This window comes from Streptomyces sp. NPDC002577, assembly GCF_053594815.1.
In genome coordinates, this window is record NZ_JBSFWK010000017.1 from 89,109 (window position 1) to 113,132 (window position 24,024).

The following is a 24,024-nucleotide window of genomic DNA, read 5'->3' on the forward strand; positions in this document are numbered from 1 at the left end:
ATGGGCTACGTTCTGGCCTGCGGCGCAGCAGCACCGTTGGGTTGTCGCGTACATGAAGGCAAATGAAGGGGGCACATCGTGGCGGAGTCGGTCACGGGTTCGACGTGGAAGCTCTCACCCGAAGAGGGCGGGACGCTGGCGGGGCGGTGGTGGAAGTGGGCGCTGTCCGCTCCTGACGACGCGAGCCCCGTGAAGGACACCACGGGCGAGCACGCGGGGTGGAAGCAGCCGGAGGACGTGTGGTTCCTCGCCGGCACGTACGGCGGAAAGGTGACCAGACACTGCGAGATACCGGCCGATCGACCGGTGTTCTTCCCAGTGCTCAACGTCCAGGTGCCCGGCGGACGTTCGGCCGAGGGGCTGCGGCTGCCGGTGGCACGAGCCGAGTCGTTCCTCAACGGCGCTCCCCTGCCGCTGGAGGAGTTCCACGGGCAGTTCCGGTCCCTGCTGCTGCGGCGCTCGACGTGGGGGCTGTGGGGCGCGCTCGCTCCGCTGCGGGCCGGGGCGTACGTCCTGGAGATCAAGGCCGACACCGGGCACGGATTCTGGGTGGACACGACATACCACCTCACGTCGATCGACGGTTGACTCGGTACGCGACTCGGGTGGGCTTGCCTGACTGGGTACGCTGGTATGGGCGTTGACGCGGTAAGGCGGCGGAACCGGCTTCGGCGTCCTTCTTCAAGTCCGAGCTCGATGCGGGGGCGTTGGCATGGCTACGAGGATCTCGGTGTCCGTCAAAGGGCTGACCGGTCTGGACGATCCGGACCATATGCTGCGCGACCTCGAGGCGGAGACCGGTCTGTCGTGGCAGTCACGGACGGTCGACGAGGACAAGGTCCTCACCGGCGGCATCGTCGAGATCATCCTCGTGGCCGTGGTCGGCAAGGCGACCGAGATGACCGTGGTGGCCACCGTGGACGCCGTGAAGCGGGTCGTCGAGCGCTGGCGCCGCGAGAGGCTGGATCCGCCGGAGACGTCGGTCGGCACGCAGTCCGTACCCGACTCGGACGAGGATGCGGCGCAGGCGCAGGCAGCGGAGAGGCTGGACGGCTGAGATGGCATCCCGGGCGGTGGTGATCGGACCGGCGAGGTACGCCGAGTACTCGGGGATCGACAGTCATCCGTCGATCGGCGAGAGCGCGCGCATGTACGGCGAAGTCCTGGCGGGCGACGACATGTGGGGCCCCGACTGCTGCCGGGTCCTCACGGAGGACGAGGTCAGGACGGCCGACGGCGTCATGGAGGCGCTGCAGGCGGCCGCGGACGAGACGGGGCCGGACGACATCTTCCTGGTGGTCTATGTCGGTCACGGTCAGTACTGGAGCGACCTTCCCGGCGCGCAGGTGCATTTCTCGGTGGGCTCGTCCTCTCGGGACAAACCGTGGACCTGGCTGTCCAGTTGGTATGTCTACCGCGTCATGCGCAAATCCAGGGCGAGGCTGAAAGTACTGATCGCCGACTGCTGCTATTCTAATCTGCTGCCTCAACTGGGCGAGGAACCGGTCCTCCCCGGGGTCTTGGGCGAGTTGGACGAAGGAACCTGCGTTTTCACGGCGGTCAAGAACCTGAATTTCGCCTCGGCCGACGGCTGTTCAGCCCTGCCCGGGGAACTATCGAAGTGCACACCGTTCAGCGGGCATCTGCTGCACATACTTCAGGACGGGACGAAAGACTACAATCATCAGCTCACCATCGGCCTTCTGCGTGAGGCCGTGAAAAAGGAGATGGAGAGCTGCACCGCCGCCCGGCACCAGGTGCCGAGGATGTCGCTGAACGACGCCCGCGACGGCACGCCGCTTTTCACCAACCGCATGGAGCCCAAGAGGCGCGATCAGGTCCCGCAACTTCCTGTCGAGCCCGCGGACTGGGTCAAGACCCTGATGCTGGACCGGGATTCCCGCCTGGACGAGCTGCTGAAGGACGAGCGGAAGACCGGCGACGTCGTCGCTATCCTCAGTGCCAGGTCGGATGAGGCCAGTCGGCATCTCGCGCGGCACATCGACGTCAAGGCCAACAACACGTTCAGCTCACCGCACGCCTTTGCCCGCTACTGGAATCAGGTGGAGAAGGCACTGCGCGCATGAGGGAGGGCCAGAAGGCCAAAGGCTCCGACACGGCAAAGGCTTCCGAGGGTGAGGGCGGGGAGCCGTGGAGCTTCGGCTACGAATGGGTGACCAGCTGCTCGGTCGAGGCCTTCGTGGAGCGTATGCAGGCCATGCGGGAGGGCGAGAAGCCGGTCACCGAGAGCAGTGAGAAGCCCCGGCCCGCCACCGCGATCCGGGCGATGCACGCCTTCGCCATCAAGCGCCCCATCGACCAGCTCATCGAGTCCGCGGCGAGCTTCGATTACCGGGACGCCGTCAACATGCTGGCGACGGCGGCGTTGTGCCGGAACATCATGCATGCCGCGGAACTCGCCATCAAACAATGGGATGCCGAGCGCCAGAGTGAGGACGGACGCCCTCGGCTGACCGACGGCGTCATTCATGACATCGCATGCCAGCGGACCGTCCTGGATGTCGCCGTGTTCATCCGCGTATGCCATCGAAACGGCAACCGCGAACTGGTGGACAAGACCCTGCGCGTGTTCACCACGCCGAGTTCAGGGCGGACCAATCTCGACAAGGCCCTGCTCTATATCGCGTTACGCGACGAGAAGTGCCCCGATGAAGCCGCCGAACTCCTCCGCCAGACCCTCGTCGCGATCACTGAACAGGGTTCGCTGCAGGCGTCGGACACCGTGCCCAGGGAGTTCAACGATCTCGCCGGGGCGCTGCACCAGCTCAGTCCGTCCGAGCGGATCCTGGAGGAATGGGTCGACGCCCAGTTGCGGCTCCCGGATCACGTCCCTGAAACGAGACGGATCATCGCCCATCTGATAGCCACCCGGACGGACAACCCCGACACCCTTGTGGAACACGTCGGCAAAAGGCTCTCGCAGCACGACATCGTCGAAATCTGCGGCCAGTTGGCCAAGCCTCCGTCCTCCGAGAAGTGCGCGGCGATCCGCGAACATGCCGCATCACGCGACAATGTGGAGCACCTGGCCGAGATCGTCATAGCCTGGCACCGCTCCGAGGCCCTCACCAAGACGACCAAGGACCTGCTCGCCGACATCGTGGCCAGGGGAACGGCGCGCGAGGGAGGACCGCGCTCGCCCAGGGAACTCGAGTATCTGGACACGGTACTGGGCAACTTCAACGCCCAGCCGGAGTGCAGAAGGCTGCTGCGCATCGCCGCCGCGACGCACACCGACGGCCGCTCCGGGGCCGACATGGCCGCCCTGCTGGAAAGGATCGAGCGGCCGCGTGACCGCAACCGTGCGGCGCAGACGGTGGCCCAGCAGCTCACCGCACACGTACTCGAACAGGGCGCCGACGCCGGCTTGTTCGTCGACTACGTGAGAGGGCTGCGGTCCTCCGGCCGCTCGGAGGCCGTCTACCTGGCCTGCAAAGAGCTGGCGGACCCCTCCGCCTCCGGCCGGGCGCCCGAGGGTTCGGGAGCGATCATCGCCGATATCGCCGCCCGCCTGTACGGCGCACGTCTGCGCCGCGACGGCTGGGACCTGCTCGAACGCTGCCTGGAGAACGAGCAGCGGGTCACTCCTCAGGACGTGGCGGTGATCGTCGGCAGGCTGCACGCCAGCACGATGCAGGAAGAGGACAGGCACCTTCTGCTCCGTGCCACGGTGGGCCGCTGGTCCGACGCGCATCGCAGGGAGGAGGCGGTCGAGGAGCTGCGTGGCAGGAGGTTCGACGCGGAGGCCACGGAGGTCATTCGTTCGCTGCGCTAGCGGCCGGGGAGGGACGGCCGGTGCCGGGCGTCGGCAGCATGGGCGCGACTTCGGCCATGTGCCGCTTGGAGGCTCTGACCAGCCCCTCGAAGGCCGCGAGTGACGCGGCGACGGCCAGGAAGCCCCCCAGGGGCTTGGTAAGGACGGCGACCGGGGAGTTGCCCAGCAGCGTCGACAGCGTCAGCACCGTGAGATGGCCGATCAGCCAGATCGCTGCCTGCGCGGCGGGGCTGGTGCGCCAGTGCCGGAACAGCGTCACGTGCACCTTGGCGTCGTAGATCCGCCCGAAGGCGGGCAGCCACCGGGCCAGGCTCGGGAGCCACAGCAGCAGGACGCAGGCCACCGCGAGGGTCGCCATGCCGCGCCACATGGGCGCCCAGCCCGCCCCGTAGAGGATCAGCGTGATCAGGGCGAAACTCGCCCGTGCCAGGACCTCGTGGACGTCATGCCGCAGACGCGAGTAGCCGGTCAGGTGCTCGCGCAGCGATACGAGGACGACGCCCGGAACGGCGTAGACGACCAGCGTCAGGACTCCGGTGATGGCGACGAGGGTGTTCCAGCTGCCGCCGACCGCCAGCAACGCGATCCCCGCGATGAAGAAGTCGACCACCAGCACCAGCCAGTAGGCGTCGTACCGCCGCCTCAGCGACGCCTTGCGGGCGGTCTGGAGTCCCCGGTGCGTGAGATGGGCCCGGCTGAGCGCTGCGACCTCGCGCGTGACCGCGTGGGCGAAGACGAGTCCCGCGCCCATGGGCGAGACCACGGCGCCGATCCTGAGCAGCCACCCGAGCCACCACAGCGAGGCGGCGAACGCGAACTGGGCGTAGGGCGACGACTCGACGTTGTCCATGCTCCAGTACGCGTGATACCTGCTGAAGACGACCTGAAGCGATATGTACAGGACCATCGAGTAGATGATCGTGCCGAAGACCGCCCGACGCAGCCGGGCCGCCTCGCCGATCCCCCGCCGCTTGATGTTCCCGGCGAAGTCCAGCGGCCCCTGGAAGCCCACGTAGGCGTAGATGACGCCACTGCCGACCACCGCGGTCAAGGCGGCGCCGACGCCCTTTCCGGTGTTGTCGTGACTCGCGTGCAGACCCTGGTGGTCGAAGCCGGAGGCGATCAGCAGAGCGACCGTCAGGACCGGGATGACGACCTTCACCACCGTCAACGCGGAGTTGATCCTGAAGAAGAGCCACGGGGCGAGCAGGTTCACCGCGGAGATCGCCGCCATGAAGGCCAGCGCATAGCCCCAGCCCTTGAGGGTCAGTGCGCCGGAGTCCAGGAGCCCGTGGACCTTCCAGGAGAGCCCCCTCGTCATCGCGACGGCCTCACTGGCCAGGTTGATCGCGTAGAAGATCCACAGACCGGCCGCGACCATCGTCGCCACCAGCGCACCGCTGCTCTGCAGCGGCAGGAAGATCAACCCGCCGGTCTTGGGAGCGGCGGTGCCCAACTCGACCATGACGCCTGCGATCAGCAGCATGAGCAGGCCACCGAACAGCCAGGCCAGATAGGCGTCGGATCCGGCGACCTTGAACGCGTCCTCCGCGCCCAGCATCCAGCCGGAGCCGATCACACCCCCGGCCGCCAGCCCGGCGAGATGGAACACCGACAGCCGTCGCTGCTCGTCTTCGTCCTCGATCTTCACGAGCTGTCCACTGCGGGGCTGCATCGCCCGGAGACTCATCCGCCCCTACCCTCCGCGTAGCGTTTGCAGCTCCTCGCACACAGTAGCGACAGGTTACAGCGAGACGATTCATGTGTGTACCAAATGCCACATCGGGCAGGGTGGGCCACTGATGCGACGTGTCGTCAGCAGCCTCGTGTCCTACCCCGCGCCGAGCAAGTGCTTCCGCAGCACCTCTGACAGCCCCGTCCGCTCCACTGTCCGATCGAACCGGAAGGAGCGCGCCGCCTCGACGGCCTCCTCCACCGTGATGTCCTCGAAGAGCCGGGCGAACCGTTCAGCCAGCGGCTCGGCGAGCAGGATGTGCCGGACGAGCACCGCGATGTGCGGCTTGCGGCCCCACGGGTAGGGCTCGTAGGCGGGGAACTCGCGGTCGAAGAGGGCATCGATCGGGTCGAGGACGTCGCGCACCCCCGCGTCCGAGCCTCCCCAGGAGTCGGCGCCGAGCCGCTCCTTCTGCTCCAGTGCCGGCCGGATGCGCTGCAGGTAGGGGCTGTCGGCGGACGCGTGTACCAGGCCCTGCAGGCCGATGTCCTTGTAGGTCCACAGGGCCCAGCTCGCCCCGTGCTCCCGGTAGATCTCCAACTGGTCGCGCAGCAGCGCCGACCGCCAGGTGTCCTGCGGCCGGGCGGCGGGGTAGACCGGCCCGAACTCCCCGATCCAGACAGGTGTTCCGGTCTCCCTCATGTACTGGGTGCGCCGCAGGAAGGTCTGCTCGACGACGGAGCGGTCGAAGTACTCGCCCCTCGTCATCCCGGGGTACTCCGTCGCGCTGGTGATGCCGGGCAGGGCGTAGTCGTGGGCGGTGTAGACACAGTTGGGGAGGGGCTCGTCGCGCCGGGAGAAGACCGAGAAGTCGGTCGAGTACTTGTTGCCGTCGAGGAAGAGGACATGGCGCGGGTCGATCGCCCGGATCGCCCGCTCCAGTCGCTCGTAGAACGCGAGCAGGATCTCGCCGGTCGGCTCGGACGGCTCGTTGACCGGGTTGTAGCCCGCGACCTCGGGGCGGTCCTTGTAGCGCTCGGCGAGCTGTTCCCACAGGGCCACGGCGCGGTCCTGGAAGTGGCGGTGGGTCCAGAACGCGGCGCGGTGGGTGGGGTTGTCGCTGTGCCAGTGCTGGTTCTGCGCACCGGGCAGCGCGTGCAGGTCGATGATCGAGTAGATGCCGTGCCGGGCGAGCAGCGTGATCACCCGGTCGAGGGCCGCGAACCCGGCCTCCTTCCATTCCATCGGCCGGTCGTCGTCCTCGAAGTGCCGGTAGTTGACCGGGATGCGCACCGAGTTCAGGCCCAGCGAGGCGAGGTGACGGGCGTCCGCCGCGTCGAAGAAGTCGACCAGGAAGGTGGCGAAGAAGGCGTTGTACGCCTCCTCCCCCATGGCCTCCCGCAGCAGGCGGCGGATGTCCTGCTCGCTGCCCGGGTAGCCGGTGATGAAGTTCTCCATGTTCATCCAGCCGCCGAGGCCGACGCCGTGTAGCACCACTGTCCGGCCCTGCTCGTCGGCGAGCCTGTCGCCGTCGACATGCAGCCATTGCAGTGCGGTCATTGGTCTTCCTCCGGGTGCGATCGTTCGGGTACGGCTCAGGCAGGGACGGAATACGGCGGGCGGCCACCTGACGGCCGCGCCACAGCGGCGGGGCGGGCGGCCGCTCAAGGCAGGGGCACCATGCCCTCGTGCCGCACCGACCAGCCGGAGCCGAACCCCGGACCCGTACCCGGCGCGGCGGGCGGCGCACCGTCCCAGCCCCCGGCCATGAGCGCGACTGCGATGAGCAAGCCGCCGTTGCCGGGGAGATAGAGGGGCAGCGTGTCGTCCTGCCGATTGTGACCATTGGGGAGATACCGGTTCTTCGGCTGGTCGAGGAGCAGCGCCCGTGTCGCCAGGTCGGGGCGGCCGACGCGGGTCGCGGTCATGGCCGCCATGGGGAAGTCCCAGCCCCAGGCGCTCGCCCAGTCCCAGTCGGCCAGCACCGACTCCAGGGTCCGCTCCATCGTCGCGGGATCGACCAGCGGTGTCCGCGGGATCACCCCGAGGGCGCCGAGCATGCTGGGGTGGTCGTCGCGGACCGTGTACGGCGGCACGCCGATCGCCGCGTAGATCCCGGCACGCACCGGCGGGGGCACGAGCTCGTCGGCGACCTGCCGCCACCGGCTCTCCTCCGGCAGGCCCAGCAGCACACGCCACTGGTTGGCCACACTCAGCGCCCAGGCCCAGGCGGCCAGTTCGAAGGTGGGGTTGCGCAGGCGCCGGCGGTCGGCGGCGTAGGACTCCTGCGCGGGGACGAGCGGCGGAGCGAGCTCGAAGCCGCGGGGTGTCCGCTCGGGGAGCGCGGCCATGAAGGCGGCGGTGTCGAAGACGATCGGCGCCCACCGCTCGAGGACGTCGCGGTCGCCGGGACGGGCCCGGCGGACGAGTTCGGCCAGATGGATCGGGTGCGGCTGCTGCCACAGCAGGAACGGTCCGATGTCGCTCGGCGTCTCCTCGCCGTCCGGCCCCACCTGCTTGGGCCAGCGCGCCCCGGGAAGCTTCTGGCGCGCCGCGGTGGCGCGGGCGAGCGGGCGCACCTTCTCGTACCAGGGCAGGCTCCGCTCCAGCAGCTCCGGCCGTCCCCAGGCGGCGAAGTGCGCCGCGTGCCACCAGTGCATCTCCAGGTGGAACTTGCCTCGCCAGGAGTTCGCGGTCAGCCCGGTCTCGGCCGGGGGCATCGATCCGGCGCAGTGGATGCGGGTGAGGTACTGGGAGAGCACGATGCGCCGCTCGAGCTCCTCGGCCAGCGGGTCTTCGCTGCCCGACAGGTCGACGGCGGCCCCGGACGACCAGAAGGAGGACCATCCGGACGCCGCGGCGGCGAAGACCTCCTGGCTGGTCAGAGGCGCGCCTGACCGCCGGGCGCCGTACGAGGCGAACTCCACCACGCCGGCGAAGCGGGCACCGTCACCGCGGACGACGACGCGGTGGGTCCCGGTGATCTCGGCTTCCACTGCGGGGCCGGACACCCGGACGGTGTAGCGGGTGGCGTCGAGCTCGCGGTCGATGCGCCAGCCGCCGCTCTCCCGGACCAGCCGGGTGTGGTGGGCGTCGGGACGTGACCAGTCGGCGGCGTCCCCCCAGGCCCCGGAGCCGTAGGGGAAGGCGGCGACGAGACCGACGGCCGCCCCGGGGTCGGCGGTGATCTCCACCGCCAGGGCGTCGCGGCCCGGGTGGGCGGCCGTACGGACGGTGAAGCCGCGGCCGCCCAGCCTGAACCGGCTGGTGATGACGCCGGTGGCGAGGTCGAGGTCCTGGTCGATGCCGCTCAGGTCCGACGCCCGTACCAGGCCTTCGGTGTCGGCGGTCCACAGGCCGATGCGTCCGAGGTCCAGCCGGTGCGGGTTGGCCCGCAGCCACTCCTCGGTCGGGGTCATCCCGGACTGCTCCGTGGCGGAGAGGGTCCCGCCGAGGTCGACGTAGTCGGCGGGGCCGTGTGCGGTGTCGTATCGGCGGAGCGTCGACCGAAGGCCGTGGGCCTGCTCGGGCCGCGCGGGCGTGGAGTGCCACCCCCACTGGGTCATGGTCGCAAGCAGGGTGCCGGTGCCCTGGCCGTACCGGTCCGGCAGCGGGTACCGGTCCGGTAGCGACTGCAGGCCGGTCACATCCACGGTGAAGGCGAACTCGCCGTTCCCCACGGCGAGCGGTGACTGCCCGAGGATCTCGCGGACCCGGATGCGGTGGCGTGCCACCACGCCCGCGCGGTCGAGGCTCACTGGGATTCTTCCAGCGCCTTCTTCAACTGCGACACCCACTCCTTGGCGGCGTCCGCCGGGGACGCCTTGCCGAAGAGCACGTTCGCGTCGTTCTTCGAAGTGATGTCGTTGAGCGCGGAACCGCCGGCCGGCGGGATCGGGGCGGCCGGAGCGCCGTTGTTCGCGACCTTCTCGATGTAGGCGGTGTTGGCCTTGCCCGCCTCGTCCAGCGACGGGGTGATCGCCTTGAGGACATCGGTGTTGAAGGGCAGTCCGCGGTCGTCACGGATCTTCTTGCCCGCAGCGGGCGAATTGACCAGGTAGTCGACGAGCTCGGCCGCGGCTTCCGCGTGCTTGGACTGCGAGGAGATCGCGTAGTACTGGGAGGGCAGTACGGTGGTCCCCGGTTGCTTGTACTGCTTCTCACCGGGGATGGAGACCATCTTCAAGTCCGTCCCCGCCGCAGTGGCGTAGGCGCCGACCAGGTTGGAGTAGGTGATGGTCATCGCCGCCTTGCCCTGGCCCATGAGGGTCTGCTCCGGCGTCGCCGCGGCCACCTCCTGGATCTTCTCGGCGGGCGGTATGCCCTTGCCCTTCAGCAGCGACTTCTCCAGCGTGAAGTAGTCCTCGACCGTGGAGGCCTGGACTCCGACCTCGCCCTTCTCGTCGAAGATGGGTGTTCCGCGCTGGCCGGCGTAGACGCCGAGTGTGTCGTTGACCTTCGGCTCGAAACCGTAGGTGCCCTTGGGGCTCTTGGCGGTGATCTCGCCTGCGACCTCGACGAACTCCTCCCACGTCCAGTTGTCGGTGTCCGGGAGGTCCACGCCGGCGGCCTTGAAGACGGCAGGGTTGACGATCATGCCGATGGCGTTGCCGCCGGTGGGGACCCCGTAGAGAGTGCCGTTGAACTTGGCGGCCGCGAGGGTCGTCTCCGGGAACTTCGACAGCTTCAGCTGGGAGGAGACCTCCTTCAGGTCGAGCAGGGCTCCCCGGTCGCTGTACTCGCGCGGGTAGGCACCGCCGAGCGTCATGACGTCGGGGGCGTCCCGGGCGGCGGTCTCGGTGGCCAGCTTGTCGAAGTAGGAGTCGAAGTCGCTCGTCTCGGTCTCGACCTTGATACCGGGATTGGCCTTCTCGAAGTCGGCCAGCACTGCCCTGGTCGTCGCGGCGCGCGCGTCGTCGCCCCACCAGGCGAAGCGTATGGTCGTCGTGGAGTCCGAGTCTCCCCCTGAGGACGAACAACCGCTGAGCGTCACCAGCGCGGCAACAGCCATCCCGACCGCCGGCGCCCTCAAGAAACTCTTCGACGTCTTCCGCATCAGATGCCTCGTCTTTCCTGACAAGCGGTGCCATGCCCGCAGGTACGGGGGGCAGGGCTGAGGGAAGTTGGAGGTGTGGCCGGGTCCGTCCAACTCGGGGAACATATTTGTACTGGCCACGAAAACGATTTCTCGGGGCGAGAAGTTAACTACGCCGTCACAGCCTGTCAACGCCTCGGAGACACTTCCTGACGGACGTTCAAACTGCGGGTACCGGCCCACAGCTGTTCCGGACGGTCAGCCTGGAGCGAAACATCACCGTCTCCGGATCACCGTCTCCAGGCCCTTCGCGCCGGATCACCGCATGCAGCCGCGCCCAGGCCTGGGCCGCGAGCTCCTCCCACGACACCGAGGCGGTCGTGAGGGACGGAGTCACATAGCCGGCAAGGGGGATGTCGTCGTACCCGGCGACCGAGATGTCCTCGGGGACACGCCGTCCGCGTTCGGCCAGCCCGGTGAGCAGGCCGACGGCGACCAGGTCGTTGTAGGCCAGTACGGCCGTCGCACCGCTGGCGACCACCGCGTCGGTGGCCGCATAGCCGTCCGCGGACGAGGATCCGGCATCCAGCCGATGGACGACCACTCCGGACACCTCGGCCGCGAAGTCGTCGAGACCGCGCAGGCGTGCCCTGTTGGAGAAGGCCATCGCAGGGCCCGCGAGATAGACCAGACGCCGGTGCCCCAGGCCGTGCAGATGGCGGGCGAGCTCGACGATGCCCGTGCGGTAGTCCACCGACAGCGACGGCACCGAGGGGATCGGCGTCGGCCGGTTGATCAGGACGAAAGGGTGCAGCCGCGGCGCCAGTTCTGCCAGTGCCCTGGAGGGCATGCGCGGCGCGCACAACACCAGGGAGTCGCATCGGCGGCGGGTCTCCATGGCGAGCAGCGCCTCCTCCTCCGGCGATTCGCCGGAGTCGGCGACGAGCACCCGGTAGCCGTCCTTGGCCACCGCCTTCGTCAAACGGTGCAGCAGCTCCTGGAAGGTCGGGTTGCCGAGGTCGGGGACGACGAAGGCGACGGTCTTGGTCTGGCCGAGCACGAGACTTCGGGCCAGCGGGCTCGGCAGGTACTGCAGCGCCGAGGCGGCTTCACGCACGCGCTCGGCGACGGCTGGGTCGCCGACGAAGCGGCCGTTCATCACGCGCGAGACCGTCGCCGACGACACTCCGGCCCGTGCGGCCACATCCGTGATGGTCGGAGATCCCGAGCGCTGCTTGGGCGTCATGTGACTCCTCAGGTGCGATGCATGCAGAACAGCGGGCAGAGGGCGGTGCGTTGGGCATACGGCTCCGAGACGCGGAGACCACATGACGGCCCCTCAATCTTGTGCGAGATGGGTTGACCAGTGCATGCCCTATACACATAATCACGCCGTGAAAACGCTTTCTCACGACTGCGCGCACAGAGTCGCGCAGGAGGACGAAGGAGTCAAATGACGTGAGCAGCATCGGCGAACTCCGCCGGCCGGCCCGGACCGAACGGTCCGGGCCGAGCAGAGCGAAGGAGCGCAAGAACACCCGCGTCGCCTACGTGTTTCTGGCCCCGTGGCTGCTCGGCGTCGTGTTCATCACCATCGGACCGGTACTGGCATCGCTGTATCTGTCCTTCACCGACTACAACCTTCTGCAGTCACCGGAGTTCAGCGGATTCGACAACTACACCCGGATGTTCGGGGACAGCGAGTTCTGGACGTCGCTGAAGGTCACGCTCATCTACGTCGTCACTTCGGTGCCACTTCAGCTCGCCCTCGCGCTGGGCCTGGCCCTGCTGCTCGACCGCGGCCTGCGCGGCCTGCCGTTCTACCGCTCCGTGCTGTACCTGCCCTCCCTGCTGGGCGGTTCGGTGGCGATCGCCATCCTGTGGCGTCAGGTGTTCGGCCTGGACGGCCTGGTGAACGACTTCCTGAAGCTGTTCGGCATCGAGGGGCCGGGGTGGATATCCAATCCCTCCACGGCGCTGGGCACCATCGTGCTGCTGCACGTATGGACCTTCGGGTCGCCCATGGTGATCTTCCTGGCCGGGCTGCGTCAGATCCCGGCCATGTACTACGAGGCCGCGGCGGTCGACGGGGCCGGCACGTTCCGCCGCTTCCGGTCGGTCACCCTGCCGCTGCTCAGCCCGATCATCTTCTTCAACCTGGTCCTCCAGGTCATCTTCGCCTTCCAGTCGTTCACCCAGGCCTTCATCATCTCCGGGGGCACCGGGGGCCCGAGCGACTCGACCCTCTTCACGACCCTGTACATCTACAAGCAGGGCTTCGGCAGGTTCAACATGGGCTACGCGTCCGCCATGGCCTGGGCGCTGTTGGTCCTCGTCGCCTTGTTCACCGCCGTCAACTTCTGGGCCTCGAGATTCTGGGTGTTCTATGACGACTAAGACGATCCAGCGCCCCCCGGCCACACCTGGTCAGGCCCCGTCCGCCGCCCGGCGCCGCGGCTCCCGCCCGGTGCGCGCCGGAGGAAACCGGGTGTCGAGGCTCTTCAAGCACCTGCTTCTGACGGTCCTGGCCGTGACCATGATCTACCCGCTGATCTGGCTGGTCATCAGTTCCTTCCGGCCCAGCGACATGATCTTCCGCGATCCGGGACTCAGCCTGGACGGCCTGACGCTCTCCAACTACAGCAACGGATGGACGGCCCTTGCGTCGCCCTTCGGAAAGTACCTGATCAATTCGGCGATCCTGGTCCTCGGGTCGATCATCGGCAACCTCGTCTCGTGCTCGCTCGCGGCCTACGCCTTCGCCCGGCTCGAGTTCCGCGGCCGGAAGGTGCTCTTCGCCGTCATGCTCGGCACGATCATGCTGCCGATCCACGTGATCATCGTTCCGCAGTATGTGATCTTCTCGCAGCTCAACCTCCTGAACACCTTCCTGCCGCTGATCCTCCCGAAGTTCCTGGCCACGGACGCGTTCTTCGTCTTCCTGATGGTCCAGTTCATCCGCTCCCTGCCACGCGAACTGGACGAGGCCGCCCGCATCGACGGCGCCGGACATCCGCGGATCTTCCTGCGGATCATCCTGCCGCTCATGACGCCGGCCCTGGCCACGACCGCGATCTTCACCTTCATCGGCACCTGGAACGACTTCTTCGGCCAGCTCATCTACCTGACCAAAGAGAGCAACTGGACCGCCCCACTGGCCCTGAACACCTATCTGGACGCCCAGACGTCCTCCGACTACGGGGGCATGTTCGCCATGTCGGTGGTCTCGCTCCTGCCGCTCTTCCTGATGTTTCTCTTCGGCCAGCGCTGGCTGCTGCGCGGTATTGCGACGACCGGAATCAAATAAGCCGGAATCAGATGCACCGGTATCAAATGAACCGGTATCAAATGGCCCACGCCTACTTCACCGAAGGAACCAAGGTGCCCACCTCCACGTCCCCGCTGCGTTACGCCCTGGTCGGTACCGGGTCACGTGCGCAGATGTACATCGACGCGATGACCGGGGTCCATGCCCCGGTCTCCGAGCTCGTCGCCTGGAGCGACACCAACCGCGGACGTCTGGACGTCTACGAGCGGCGCATGCGGGAGGCCGGCGCCGTGCCACCCGTGCGGTTCGCCCCCGACGAGGTGGCCGAGGCGGTGCGCAGGCACCGGATCGACCGCGTCATCGTGACGACGCCCGACTTCACGCATGCGGACGTCATGGTGGCCGCTCTGGAGGCGGGCGCCGACGCCGTCGTCGAGAAGCCGCTGACCACCAGCGAGGAGGGGGTCCGCCGTATCGCGGAGGCGGCAGAGCGCACCGGCAGACAGGTCACCGTCACCTTCAACTACCGCTATTCGCCGCGCAATACGACCCTCAAGCAGGTCATCGTCTCGGGCGAGATCGGGCAGGTCACCTCGGTGCACTTCGAGTGGCTGCTGGACACCGCCCACGGCGCGGACTACTTCCGCCGCTGGCACCGGTACAAGGAGAAGTCCGGCGGCCTGCTGATCCACAAGTCCTCTCACCACTTCGACCTGGTCAACTGGTGGCTGGACAGCGTCCCGAGGCGTGTCTTCGCCAGCGGTGGCCTGCGCTTCTACGGCGCCGACGCGGCCGCCCGCCGAGGGCTCGGACCGCGCCCGGAGCGCGGCACGACCGACTCGCCCCTGCGTGACGCCTTCAGCCTCGACCTGCGCCACGAGCCCTGGTACAAGGCGCTCTACCTGGACACCGAGCACTTCGACAACTACCGCCGGGACCAGGACGTCTTCGACCCGGGCATCACCATCGAGGACAACCTCTCCCTGATCGTCGACTACGCCTCGGGCGCTTCCATGACCTACGCGCTCAACGCCCACTCACCGTGGGAGGGATACGTCATCGGCGTCAACGGCACCAAGGGCCGCGCCGAACTCACCGTCGTCGAACGAGGGTCGGTCACCACGGACGCCGACGGCCACGTGATCACCGACCCGAGCGCCCACCCCGAACTGGTCGTCGATGACAGGGAACGTCCCGTGGGCGAACGCCTCGTGGTGCAGCGGCACTTCGAGAAGGCCCGCGAAGTTCCGATCCCACAGGCCGAAGGCGGGCACGGCGGAGGCGACGCCGCCCTCCTGCGCGACGTCTTCACCGGCGCGGGCGAGGACCCCCTCGGGCACGCGGCCTCCTGGCACGACGGCGTGCGCTCCGTCGTCGTGGGCCTGGCCGGAAACCGCTCCCTGGAGAGCGGCACCGCCATCCGCGTCGACCAGCTCGAGATCGGCCCCGCGACAGCGCTGGTCGCCTCCGAAGCCAGGCCCTGACCTGGACAGTTGATCGATCGCGTTCCTTTCGCGTTCTTTTCGCGTTCCAGCGGATTCGTGTTCGGGCCGGGTTCTGCAGCGGCATCCTCTGCGGCCCTGTCCGCGAGCTGCTTGACGAGGACCTCCTCAAGCAGCTCGCGGAGCACCACTGCCGCACACTCGGAGCACTCTCACGACTGGCATCCGACCCGGCGCACCTCGCATGACCTGGCCTTTCGAAATCCATTCGACGCTTTGATGTCCGGAGTCTTGTCAGGAACATGCCCTACTCCCTACAGTCCCACCGACACTTGGGAGCGCTCCCACACCCTCAGACCTCCCCCCACATCCCTCCGAGAGAGGACCCCCGCATGCGATCGTCACCGCCCCGGCCCCACCCCCTGCGCAGTCTGTTCGGAGCGCTGCTCACCGCTCTCGCCGTCGTTGCGGCACTCGCGACCACGACGACGGCGGCCCAGGCCGACACCACGATCTGCGAGCAGTTCGGATCGACCACGATCCAGGGGCGCTATGTCGTCCAGAACAACCGTTGGGGCACCAGCGACCCGCAGTGCATCAACGTCACCGACTCGGGCTTCACAGTCACCCAGGCCGACGGCTCGGTGCCGACGAACGGCGCTCCGAAGTCCTACCCGTCGGCCTTCAACGGCTGCCACTACACCAACTGCTCACCGGGGACCAACCTCCCGGCGCAGGTGAGCGGCATCTCCAGCGCGCCCACCAGCATCTCGTACAGCTACGTCAGCAACGCGGTCTTCGACGCCGCGTACGACATCTGGCTCGACCCGACGGCGAAGACCGACGGCGTCAACCAGACCGAGATCATGGTCTGGTTCAACAGGGTCGGATCGATCCAGCCAGTGGGCTCGCAGGTGGGTACGGCCACCGTGGCCGGGCGCTCCTGGGAGGTGTGGTCGGGCAACAACGGCGGCAACGACGTGCTGTCCTTCGTCTCCCCCTCGGCGATGAGCAGCTGGAGCTTCGACGTCATGGACTTCGTCCAGCAGGCCGTGTCCCGCGGACTCGCCGAGGACGACTGGTACCTGACGAGCGTGCAGGCCGGCTTTGAACCCTGGCAGAACGGCGCGGGGCTCGCGGTGAACTCCTTCTCCTCGACCGTCAACACCGGTGGCGGTAGCACTCCGAGCGACCCGGACCCCAGCGATTCGGTGGCCTGCGAGGTGACGTACGCCACGAACGTCTGGCAGAGCGGCTTCACCGCCTCGGTCACCATCGCCAATACCGGCTCGTCCGCCGTCGACGACTGGCAGCTCGCCTTCACCCTGCCCTCCGGACAGCAGATCACCAACGCCTGGAACGCCTCGGTCACCCCGTCCTCGGGGGCCGTCACGGCGACGGGGGCTGCCCACAACACGCAGATCACGTCCGGCGGCAGCCAGACGTTCGGCTTCCAGGGGACCTACAGCGGTACGTTCACCGAGCCGGCGCAATTCAGCCTCAACGGCACCGCCTGCACGACCGTGTGACGCCACTGCGGCGCCGGTCACCACTGCACGGCATGGCATGCATGACAGCGGCACGGGCCCCGGTGCGGAGCCCGTGCCGCTGCACGGTGGCGGGCAGTGCCCACAGGCGCGTCAGGCGACGGCCTCGACACCCTCCACCTGGGCGTTCGCCGCCCCGCGCGGCAGGGTCAGCACGGCCAGGAAGCCGAGGACCGCGACCACGGCGAAGAAGTAGAAGCCCCACGGGTGACCGATTCCGGCGGTGACCAGGGCGCCGGTGATCGTCGGGCCGACGATCGAGCCGATCCGGCCGATGCCGGAGGCCGAGCCGAGGGCGGTGCCGCGGATGGCGGCCGGGTAGTAGTTCGTCACGTAGGCGTAGACGAGCACCTGGGCCGAGAAGACGAACACGCCGGTGAAGAAGACGACGACGTCGAGCAGGATGGTGCTCTCCATCTTGATGCTCAGGCACGCCAGCATGACCACCGAGACGGCGAACCAGCCGAGCGCGGTGCCCTTGATGCCCCGCCGGTCGGCGATGAGGCCGCCGACGACCAGGCCGACGACGCCGCCGAGGTTGAGCACGAGAAGCTGGGTGACGGCCGTGGGGACGGGGTAGCCGGCCTCGTTCATGAGCTTCGGCAGCCAGGTGTTGAGGCCGTAGACCAGCAGCAGTCCCATGAAGGAGGCGAGCCAGATCCCGATGCCCGCGCGGAGGTACACCGGCTTGAGCAGCTCGGTGAACGGAACGCGCTGGGACTCGGTCGCCTGCTTGGCGTGGACGAAGGCCTCGGACTCGGGCAGGTAGAACCACTGGATACCGGCGACGACGAAGCCGACGATGCCGAGTACGTAGAAGAGGATCTTCCAGTTGTCGGTCACCTGCAGCGCGAGCAGCGAGGTGATCACGGCACCGGTGTGGTAGCCGGTCATGGTCAGCGTGCTGGCCCGCGCCCGCCGGCTGGCCGGCATGTGCTCGGACATCATGGTCAGCGACACCGGCATGCAGGCACCGAGGCCCAGGCCGGCGATGAGGCGGAGCCCGGCGAACATCGCGACGGAGTTGGCCATCGGCACGAGGATGGTGAAGAGCGAGAACAGCACCACCGACCCGATGAGCAGGTGGCGCCGCCCCAGCCGGTCGGCCAGCGGGCCGACGCAGACCGCGCCGATGGCCACGCCGACGAGCGAGAGCGTCGCGATGGTGGTCGCGTCACCCGCGGTCATGCCGAGGTGATGGGTCTTGAGCAGGGTCGGGATGATGGCGCCGAGAACCACGAGGTCGTAGCCCTCGAGCATGACGGTGATCCAGCAAAGGATCACCGTCCAGGCGTTGCGTCTGTCGGTGCCGGTCTGCGCCGGTGCGTGGGACGAGATGGCGGATGGCATGGTGGGAATTCCCCCCTGTGGCGGCTACGGGAGATGAGCGGATACGGAGAAACGGGGCGGCTACGGGAGAGCCGGGATCAGCAGGATCAGAACGGGTAGTCGGCGATGTCCGGGCGGACCGTGACCCACTGGGTCTCGGTGAAGGCCTCGATGTTGGCCGCGGCACCGCCGAAACGGGATCCGGTGCCGGAGGCCTTGACCCCGCCGAAGGGGGCGCCTGGCTCGTCGTTGACGGTCTGCTCGTTGATGTGGATCTTGCCGGAGTCGATCCGGTCGGCGAGCTTCATCGCCGTCCCGACGTCCCCGAGGATGCCGACGGACAGCCCGTACTCGCAGTCGTTGACGATCTGCGCGGCCTCCTCGAGCGTCGAGAAGCCGATGACGGGTGCGACGGGGCCGAAGATCTCCTCGCGCCACGCCGGCATGTCGGTCGTCAGGTCGGTCAGTACGGTGGCGCGGTAGCCGGCACCGGCGATCTCGCCGCCCGCGGCGACGGTCGCGCCCGCCGCGACGCTCTCGGTGACGATGCCGTGCACGCGCTCCAGCTGGCGGCGGTCGATGATCGGGCCGAGTGCCACGTCCTCGCGGGCGGGGTCACCGACAGGGAGCGCCTCGGCCTTCGCGGCGAGCGTGGCGGTGTACTCCTGGAGCAGCGACTCGTGGACGATGTGGCGTCCGGTCGTCATGCAGATCTGGCCCTGGTGCAGGTAGGAGCCGAAGGCGCCGGCGGAGGCCGCCTTCTGCACGTCGGTGCCGGGCAGCACGACCAGGGCGTTGTTCCCGCCCAGCTCGAGATGGGCCCGCTTGAGGAGGCGGCCGGCCTGCTCGCCGATCGCCCGCCCGACCGGTGTGGAGCCGGTGAAGGAGACGACCCGGACCTCGTCGGCCTCGACGACCGCCTGGCCGACCGAGCCGTCGCCCGGCAGCAGGTGGAGTACGCCGGCGGGCAGCCCTGCCTCCTCGAAGACGCGCGCGATGACGACGCCGCCGCTCACCGCGGTGCGCGGGTCCGGCTTGAGCAGCACCGCGTTGCCCAGGGCGAGCGCGGGCGCCACCGAGCGCAGGCCGAGGATGAGCGGGAAGTTGAAGGGCGCGATCACGCTCACGACGCCGGCGGGGCGGCGGCGGGCGAGCGACCAGCGGGCCTCCTCGGAGGTGAGCACCTCGCCCTGCGGGTGGGTCGGCAGCGCCGCGCACTCGAAGCACTCGCCCACGGCGAGCTGCACCTCGAAGCCCGCCTTGGCCCGTACGGAGCCGGCCTCGCGCACCAGCCAGTCCTCGATCTCGGCGGCGTGCTCGGTGAGGAGCTCGCCCGCGCGGCGCAGCACGGCGGCCCGCTGCTGCGGGGCGGTCGCCGCCCACGCGCGCTGGGCCTCGGCGGCGCGGGCGGCGGCGCGGCGTACGTCCTCGGCCGTGGCCAGGCCGACCGCGCCGAGCTGCTCCCCCGTCGCCGGCTCGATCACCGGGCATTCGGAGGTGGAGTCCTTCCAGCCGTCGCTGAAGAACCTCTTACTCCAGACGTCGCTGTCCAGGAGTTTCATCCGTCACTTCTTTCTCTGCGGGGGGGTGGTCTTTACGAGGGGGTGGTGAGTGCGGTGTCCACCTGGACGAGCCGGGGGCCGTCCGGGCGCTCGGCGAGGACGGCACGCAGTTCCTCGACGCCGGTGACGTGCTGGGAGCGGACGCCGTAGCCCTCCGCGATGCGGGTGAAGTCCAGGCCCGGGATGTCCAGGCCGGGTGCGTCCGGCACACCGAGGAGGCCGCCGAACCACCGCAGTGCCCCGTACGTCCCGTTGCGCAGCAGCACGATGGTCAGGGGGACGTGGTGCTGGGCGGCCGTCCACAGGGCGGTGATGCCGTAGTTGGCCGAGCCGTCCCCGATCACGCCGACGACCGGGCGGTCGGGCTGGGCCATGGCGACCCCGACCGCGCCGGGCAGCCCGAAACCGAGCCCGCCCGCGGCCGGGAAATAGTAGGAGCCGGGCCGGCGCAGGTCCATCTGGCGCCACCACGAGGAGTTCGTCGAGGTCGACTCGACCACGTACGCGGTGTCCTCGGGCTGTTCGTCGCGCAGCGCGGCGAAGACCTCCTCGGGGTGCAGGCCCGGCCCATCGACGGTGAGCGGCCCGGGTGCGGGCCGGTACGCGCCTGCGGGCGTGGCGGGGGCGTCCAGCGCCTTCAGCAGCAGGTCGATGACCGCTCCGGGGTCGGCGACCAGAGCCTCGCCCATCGGCGCCCGCGCGGCGGCGGAGGCGTCGTCGGTCACCTGGATCAGCCGGGTGCCCTCCGGCAGGTACCGGCCCGGGAGGTACTCGTGGTAGCGGAAAACCGGCGCTCCGAGCACGAGCACCAGGTCGTGGCCCTCGAAGGCCTGGGAGATGGGTGCGATCCCGGCGGGCAGCACGCCGCGGAACAGCGGGTGGCGGTTGGGGAAGGGCAGCCGGAACTGCGACGGGGCCCCCCACACCGGGCCGCCCAGGCGCTCGGCGAGGCGGACGGCGTCGTCGAAGAGGCCGGCCGAGTCGATGTCGCCGCCCAGCACGAGAGCAGGCCGCTGGGCGGAGGTGACCTGCTCGACGAGCCGGCGGCCCTGCGCCGTGCCGGGCACGGAGGCCCGCTGGACCTGCCGGTCGAGCACCGCCAGGGAGTTGTCGTCCGCCTCGGCCGCCCAGTCGTCGTACGGAACGGAGAGGTACGTCGGCCGCCGCTGCAGCTGCGCCTCGAAGACGGCCTGGGCGAGCGCGCGCGGTACGTCCTGGGCGCATGCCGGCTCCGCGGCCCAGCCGACGAGGGGCTTCATCAGCGCCGGGGCGTCGACGTTGGCCAGGTTGGCCTCCGGGCCGATGGCGGACCGCACCTGCTGACCTGCGACGACCACGAGCGGTGTCCGGGAGGCCACGGCGTTCGTCAGCGCGCCCATCGCGTTCCCCGAGCCGGAGGCGGCGTGCAGGTTGACCAGGACGGGCCGACCGGTCGCCTGGGCGTAGCCGTCGGCCATACCGACGACGGCGCCCTCGTGGAGGCCGAGGACATAGCGGAAGCCGTCGGGCAGGTCGGCGAGGAAGGGCAGCTCGTTGGAGCCGGGGTTGCCGAAGACGGTGGTGAGTCCCTGGCGCTCCAGGAGCTCGTGGGAGACACGACGCACGGATGGCACAGACGTTCCTTTCGATGAGCGCTCGACACGCTAAGCAACGCTGTGACATGGGCACCAATAGATGTTGTGCGGCTCCGATATAGAGTCCTTCGATATGGGCACCAACTTCGACCTCAATCTCGCCCGCGTCTTCGTGCTGCTCTACGAGACCGGCAGCGTCACGGCCACCGCCGAGACGCTCCACGTGACGCAGCCCACCGTGAGCTACAGCCTGGGGAAGCTCCGCCGGCACTTCGACGACGAGCTGTTCCGGCGTACCGGGCGCGGACTGACACCGACCGCGGGCGCCCGCCGGCTGTACGAGCCACTGCAGCGCGCACTGGCGGAGATCGACGGGGCGACCACCCGCCAGGCCGACGACTTCGACGCCGGGACCATGTCGGGCCGCTTCACGCTTGCCCTCTCCGACCTCGGCGAGGTGACCCTCCTGCCGCGCCTGCTGGCGGCGGCACGTGAGCGCGCGCCGCAGGTGTCGTTCACCATCCGTGCGCTCGACGTGGACGACGCCGAGCGCCAGCTGCGCCGCGGCGAACTCGACGCGTTCGTGGCCACCCCGGTGCTGACCTCCCACCGGACCGTGCGGATCCCGCTCTTCCGCGAGCGCTACGTCGGCATGGTCTCCGCCGACCACCCCCGCATCCGGGGCGACTCGGTCACCCTCACGGACCTCACTGCCGAGCACCACGCGACGGTCTTCGGCCCCAGCGGGCACGTCGCGCCGCGAGCCGTACTGGCCACGCACGGGCTCCTGGACCGCGTGGCCGTGGACGCCACCCGGTACTCGATGCTCCCCTACCTCCTGGAGCAGACCGACCTGATCGCCATCGTCCCCGGGTACGTCGCGGAGGTCTTCACCGAGTCCCACCGCGTACGCCTGGTACGGCTGCCCTTCGAGACCGAGCCCATCGAGGTGGCCCTGTACGCACGACACGAGTCCTCGCGCAGCCCCTCCCAGCGGTGGCTGGTCTCGTTCATGGCCGAGGTACTGGGCGAACAGGTGAGCCCGGCCCAGCTGCCGCCGTACGGCACCGCGCAGCCGCGCCCAGAGAGGAGTCCTCGGGGCGGCCCCCGCTGAACCCGTGCGTTCCCCGCAGGAATCAGCGAAAAGTGACAGAAATATTGACGCGTACTCACATCCCTTCTAGCTTCTGATCGCTTCACCGAACCACGTTCGAAATACCAGTCATTGGTGGACGTCGCTCACCAGCGATCAGGGTCTCCCCCTTGCCTGATGCGGCTGCTCCACCGGCCTCGCACCCCCCACTGGGAGACCAGATGAACGCAAGACCCCACCCCGGCTCGCAGCCGTCCCGCCGGCTGTTCCTCGGTATGGCCGCGGCCGTACCGCTGGCCGTGACCGCCGACCTGACCCTCGGGGCAGGGCCCGCCCTCGCCGCGGACTCGGCCTACGTCATGGGCTACTTCACCGAGTCCCCGAACGGTGTGGGCACCGACTACGGTCTGCACCTGGCCGTCAGCACCGACGGCCGCCACTGGATGCCGCTGAACCAGAACAACCCCGTCGTCACGCCCACCGAGGGCGCCGGAGGCCTGCGCGACCCGTTCATCATGCGCAAGCAGGACGGCACCTTCGTCGTCCTCGCCACCGACCTCAAGGGCACCGACTGGAGCTACAACAGCCAGTACATCCACGTCTGGGACTCCACCGACCTGCGCAGTCTCACCGGCTACCGGCGGCTGAAGCTGCACGACATGGTCACCCACAGCTGGGCGCCCGAGGCGTTCTGGGACGCGGGCCGCGGCCAGTACGCAGTCATCTACTCGTCCGTCAACTCCAGCGGCCACAACGTCATCATGGTGAACTACACCACCGACTTCCGGACGGTGACGTCCCCGCAGGTCTTCTTCGACCCGGGCTACGACGTCATCGACGGCGACATGGCCGTCGGCGTGAACGGCGTCAACTACCTGTACTTCAAGCGTAGTTCGACGCAGGCACTGGTCGGTGCGAAGTCCACGACCCTCGACCCCGGCAGCTTCACCGTCTTCAGCACACCGGTCTCCCACGGGGGCACCGAGGCGCCGATCCTCGCCAAGTCCCTGACCTCGAGCACCTGGTACCTGTGGGGCGACACCTACACCCCCAACGGCGTCTTCTACGCCTGGCAGACAAGCGACCTCGCCTCCGGCACCTGGACCGCCCTGGACCAGCGCGACTACACCCAGCCGGTGAACTCCAAGCACGGCACCATCGAGTCGATCACCACGACCGAGTACGACAACCTCGTCGCGCACTACGGAAAGCCCGCCTGGAACCGGCTCAAGTCCTACAACTACCCGGCCCGCTACGTCCGGCACGCCAGCTTCGCCGGCCGCATCGACGAGTACCCCTTCGACCCGTACACCGACTCGCAGTGGAAGATCGTGCCGGGTCTCGCCGACAGCTCAGGGGTGTCCTTCCAGTCGGTCAACTACCCGACCCGCTACCTGCGTCACTACAGCTACCAGCTCAGGCTGGACGTCAACGACGGCACCACGTCGTTCGCCCAGGACGCCACGTTCCATCCGACCGCGGGCCTCGCCGACTCCTCCTGGACGTCGTACCAGTCGCACAACTTCCCTGACCGCTACCTCAGGCACTCCGACTTCGCCCTGCGCATCGACCCGATCTCCACCGCCACCGACCGCGCGGACGCCACGTTCTCCGTCGGTTACTGAGAGACCGATCGCTCCTGCCGGCTACGGCCCGGCACGCACAGGGTCGGGGCTCGGCCGCACTGCCCCGGCTTCCACGTC

18 protein-coding genes are annotated in these 24,024 nt (G+C 68.8%); 10 read left to right on the forward strand and 8 right to left on the reverse strand.

All coding sequences use genetic code 11. The annotated features are described in order from the left end of the window. Nucleotides 1–78: 78 nt before the first annotated feature. The 4 genes from ACWD4J_RS22455 (at nt 79) to ACWD4J_RS22470 (ending at nt 3,796) form a co-directional block, all read left to right on the forward strand. Entirely contained in the window at nt 79–588 is a 510-nt protein-coding gene (locus ACWD4J_RS22455; RefSeq protein WP_451397179.1) for a hypothetical protein, read from the forward strand. Between the two features lie 124 nt (nt 589–712). Beyond that, a complete protein-coding gene (locus tag ACWD4J_RS22460; protein WP_451397180.1) occupies nt 713–1,057 on the forward strand; it encodes a hypothetical protein in 345 nt (114 codons plus the stop codon). Nucleotide 1,058: 1 nt separating this feature from the next. Further along, complete coding sequence (locus tag ACWD4J_RS22465; protein WP_451397181.1) at nt 1,059–2,087, forward strand: hypothetical protein; 1,029 nt, start codon at nt 1,059–1,061, stop codon at nt 2,085–2,087. Further along, the gene (locus tag ACWD4J_RS22470) at nt 2,084–3,796 is read left to right on the forward strand and encodes a hypothetical protein (RefSeq protein WP_451397182.1); all 1,713 of its coding nucleotides are present in this window, start codon (nt 2,084–2,086) and stop codon (nt 3,794–3,796) included. The genes ACWD4J_RS22465 and ACWD4J_RS22470 overlap by 4 nt, the downstream gene beginning before the upstream one ends. Here ACWD4J_RS22470 and ACWD4J_RS22475 read toward each other — a convergent pair. The 5 genes from ACWD4J_RS22475 to ACWD4J_RS22495 form a co-directional block, all read right to left on the reverse strand. Beyond that, nucleotides 3,777–5,471 carry an APC family permease gene (locus ACWD4J_RS22475; protein ID WP_451397183.1) on the reverse strand — a complete coding sequence of 565 codons (1,695 nt, stop codon included), beginning with the start codon at nt 5,469–5,471 and terminating at the stop codon, nt 3,777–3,779. The two genes, ACWD4J_RS22470 and ACWD4J_RS22475, sit on opposite strands and share 20 nt — an antisense overlap. A gap of 156 nt (nt 5,472–5,627) precedes the next feature. Further along, nucleotides 5,628–7,031, reverse strand: a complete 1,404-nt coding sequence (locus ACWD4J_RS22480; RefSeq protein ID WP_451397184.1) for a glycoside hydrolase family 5 protein — start codon at nt 7,029–7,031, stop codon at nt 5,628–5,630. A gap of 104 nt (nt 7,032–7,135) precedes the next feature. After that, the gene (locus tag ACWD4J_RS22485) at nt 7,136–9,229 is read right to left on the reverse strand and encodes a hypothetical protein (protein ID WP_451397185.1); all 2,094 of its coding nucleotides are present in this window, start codon (nt 9,227–9,229) and stop codon (nt 7,136–7,138) included. Further along, a complete protein-coding gene (locus ACWD4J_RS22490) occupies nt 9,226–10,482 on the reverse strand; it encodes an ABC transporter substrate-binding protein (RefSeq protein ID WP_451397186.1) in 1,257 nt (418 codons plus the stop codon). The genes ACWD4J_RS22485 and ACWD4J_RS22490 overlap by 4 nt, the downstream gene beginning before the upstream one ends. A gap of 244 nt (nt 10,483–10,726) precedes the next feature. Further along, nucleotides 10,727–11,752: a LacI family DNA-binding transcriptional regulator gene (locus tag ACWD4J_RS22495; RefSeq protein WP_451397187.1), complete on the reverse strand. Its 1,026-nt coding sequence runs from the start codon at nt 11,750–11,752 to the stop codon at nt 10,727–10,729. 212 nt (nt 11,753–11,964) lie between these two features. Between ACWD4J_RS22495 and ACWD4J_RS22500 the strand changes: the two genes are divergently transcribed. The 4 genes from ACWD4J_RS22500 (at nt 11,965) to ACWD4J_RS22515 (ending at nt 16,745) form a co-directional block, all read left to right on the forward strand. Beyond that, nucleotides 11,965–12,903 (forward strand): carbohydrate ABC transporter permease, encoded by a 939-nt coding sequence (locus ACWD4J_RS22500; protein WP_451397188.1) that lies wholly within the window; start codon nt 11,965–11,967, stop codon nt 12,901–12,903. A 91-nt stretch (nt 12,904–12,994) separates the two neighbouring features. Next, nucleotides 12,995–13,813 (forward strand): carbohydrate ABC transporter permease, encoded by an 819-nt coding sequence (locus ACWD4J_RS22505; RefSeq protein ID WP_451397189.1) that lies wholly within the window; start codon nt 12,995–12,997, stop codon nt 13,811–13,813. A 26-nt stretch (nt 13,814–13,839) separates the two neighbouring features. Continuing rightward, complete coding sequence (locus ACWD4J_RS22510) at nt 13,840–15,258, forward strand: Gfo/Idh/MocA family protein (RefSeq protein ID WP_451397190.1); 1,419 nt, start codon at nt 13,840–13,842, stop codon at nt 15,256–15,258. A gap of 350 nt (nt 15,259–15,608) precedes the next feature. Then, a complete protein-coding gene (locus ACWD4J_RS22515) occupies nt 15,609–16,745 on the forward strand; it encodes a GH12 family glycosyl hydrolase domain-containing protein (protein ID WP_451397191.1) in 1,137 nt (378 codons plus the stop codon). A gap of 111 nt (nt 16,746–16,856) precedes the next feature. Here the strand turns inward: ACWD4J_RS22515 and ACWD4J_RS22520 are convergent, their stop codons facing one another. From ACWD4J_RS22520 to mdlC, 3 genes are all read right to left on the reverse strand, one after another. After that, a complete protein-coding gene (locus ACWD4J_RS22520; RefSeq protein WP_451397192.1) occupies nt 16,857–18,113 on the reverse strand; it encodes an MFS transporter in 1,257 nt (418 codons plus the stop codon). Nucleotides 18,114–18,199: 86 nt separating this feature from the next. Then, nucleotides 18,200–19,654 (reverse strand): benzaldehyde dehydrogenase, encoded by a 1,455-nt coding sequence (locus ACWD4J_RS22525; RefSeq protein ID WP_451397193.1) that lies wholly within the window; start codon nt 19,652–19,654, stop codon nt 18,200–18,202. 32 nt (nt 19,655–19,686) lie between these two features. Continuing rightward, entirely contained in the window at nt 19,687–21,267 is a 1,581-nt protein-coding gene (gene mdlC / locus ACWD4J_RS22530; protein WP_451397194.1) for a benzoylformate decarboxylase, read from the reverse strand. 94 nt (nt 21,268–21,361) lie between these two features. Between mdlC and ACWD4J_RS22535 the strand changes: the two genes are divergently transcribed. Then, nucleotides 21,362–22,342: a LysR family transcriptional regulator gene (locus ACWD4J_RS22535; protein ID WP_451397195.1), complete on the forward strand. Its 981-nt coding sequence runs from the start codon at nt 21,362–21,364 to the stop codon at nt 22,340–22,342. A 200-nt stretch (nt 22,343–22,542) separates the two neighbouring features. Continuing rightward, nucleotides 22,543–23,946, forward strand: a complete 1,404-nt coding sequence (locus tag ACWD4J_RS22540; RefSeq protein ID WP_451397196.1) for a glycoside hydrolase family 43 protein — start codon at nt 22,543–22,545, stop codon at nt 23,944–23,946. Nucleotides 23,947–24,024 lie beyond the last annotated feature (78 nt).

Excerpts from the sequence above, each read along its gene's own strand:
- ACWD4J_RS22460 (WP_451397180.1), top strand. The coding sequence starts at position 713 with ATGGCTACGAGGATCTCGGTGTCCGTCAAAGGGCTGACCGGTCTGGAC.
- ACWD4J_RS22465 (WP_451397181.1), top strand. The coding sequence starts at position 1,059 with ATGGCATCCCGGGCGGTGGTGATCGGACCGGCGAGGTACGCCGAGTAC.
- ACWD4J_RS22470 (WP_451397182.1), top strand. The coding sequence starts at position 2,084 with ATGAGGGAGGGCCAGAAGGCCAAAGGCTCCGACACGGCAAAGGCTTCC.
- ACWD4J_RS22475 (WP_451397183.1), bottom strand. The coding sequence starts at position 5,471 with ATGCAGCCCCGCAGTGGACAGCTCGTGAAGATCGAGGACGAAGACGAG.
- ACWD4J_RS22480 (WP_451397184.1), bottom strand. The coding sequence starts at position 7,031 with ATGACCGCACTGCAATGGCTGCATGTCGACGGCGACAGGCTCGCCGAC.
- ACWD4J_RS22490 (WP_451397186.1), bottom strand. The coding sequence starts at position 10,482 with ATGGCTGTTGCCGCGCTGGTGACGCTCAGCGGTTGTTCGTCCTCAGGG.
- ACWD4J_RS22495 (WP_451397187.1), bottom strand. The coding sequence starts at position 11,752 with ATGACGCCCAAGCAGCGCTCGGGATCTCCGACCATCACGGATGTGGCC.
- ACWD4J_RS22510 (WP_451397190.1), top strand. The coding sequence starts at position 13,840 with ATGAACCGGTATCAAATGGCCCACGCCTACTTCACCGAAGGAACCAAG.
- ACWD4J_RS22515 (WP_451397191.1), top strand. The coding sequence starts at position 15,609 with ATGCGATCGTCACCGCCCCGGCCCCACCCCCTGCGCAGTCTGTTCGGA.
- ACWD4J_RS22520 (WP_451397192.1), bottom strand. The coding sequence starts at position 18,113 with ATGCCATCCGCCATCTCGTCCCACGCACCGGCGCAGACCGGCACCGAC.
- ACWD4J_RS22525 (WP_451397193.1), bottom strand. The coding sequence starts at position 19,654 with ATGAAACTCCTGGACAGCGACGTCTGGAGTAAGAGGTTCTTCAGCGAC.
- ACWD4J_RS22535 (WP_451397195.1), top strand. The coding sequence starts at position 21,362 with ATGGGCACCAACTTCGACCTCAATCTCGCCCGCGTCTTCGTGCTGCTC.
- ACWD4J_RS22540 (WP_451397196.1), top strand. The coding sequence starts at position 22,543 with ATGAACGCAAGACCCCACCCCGGCTCGCAGCCGTCCCGCCGGCTGTTC.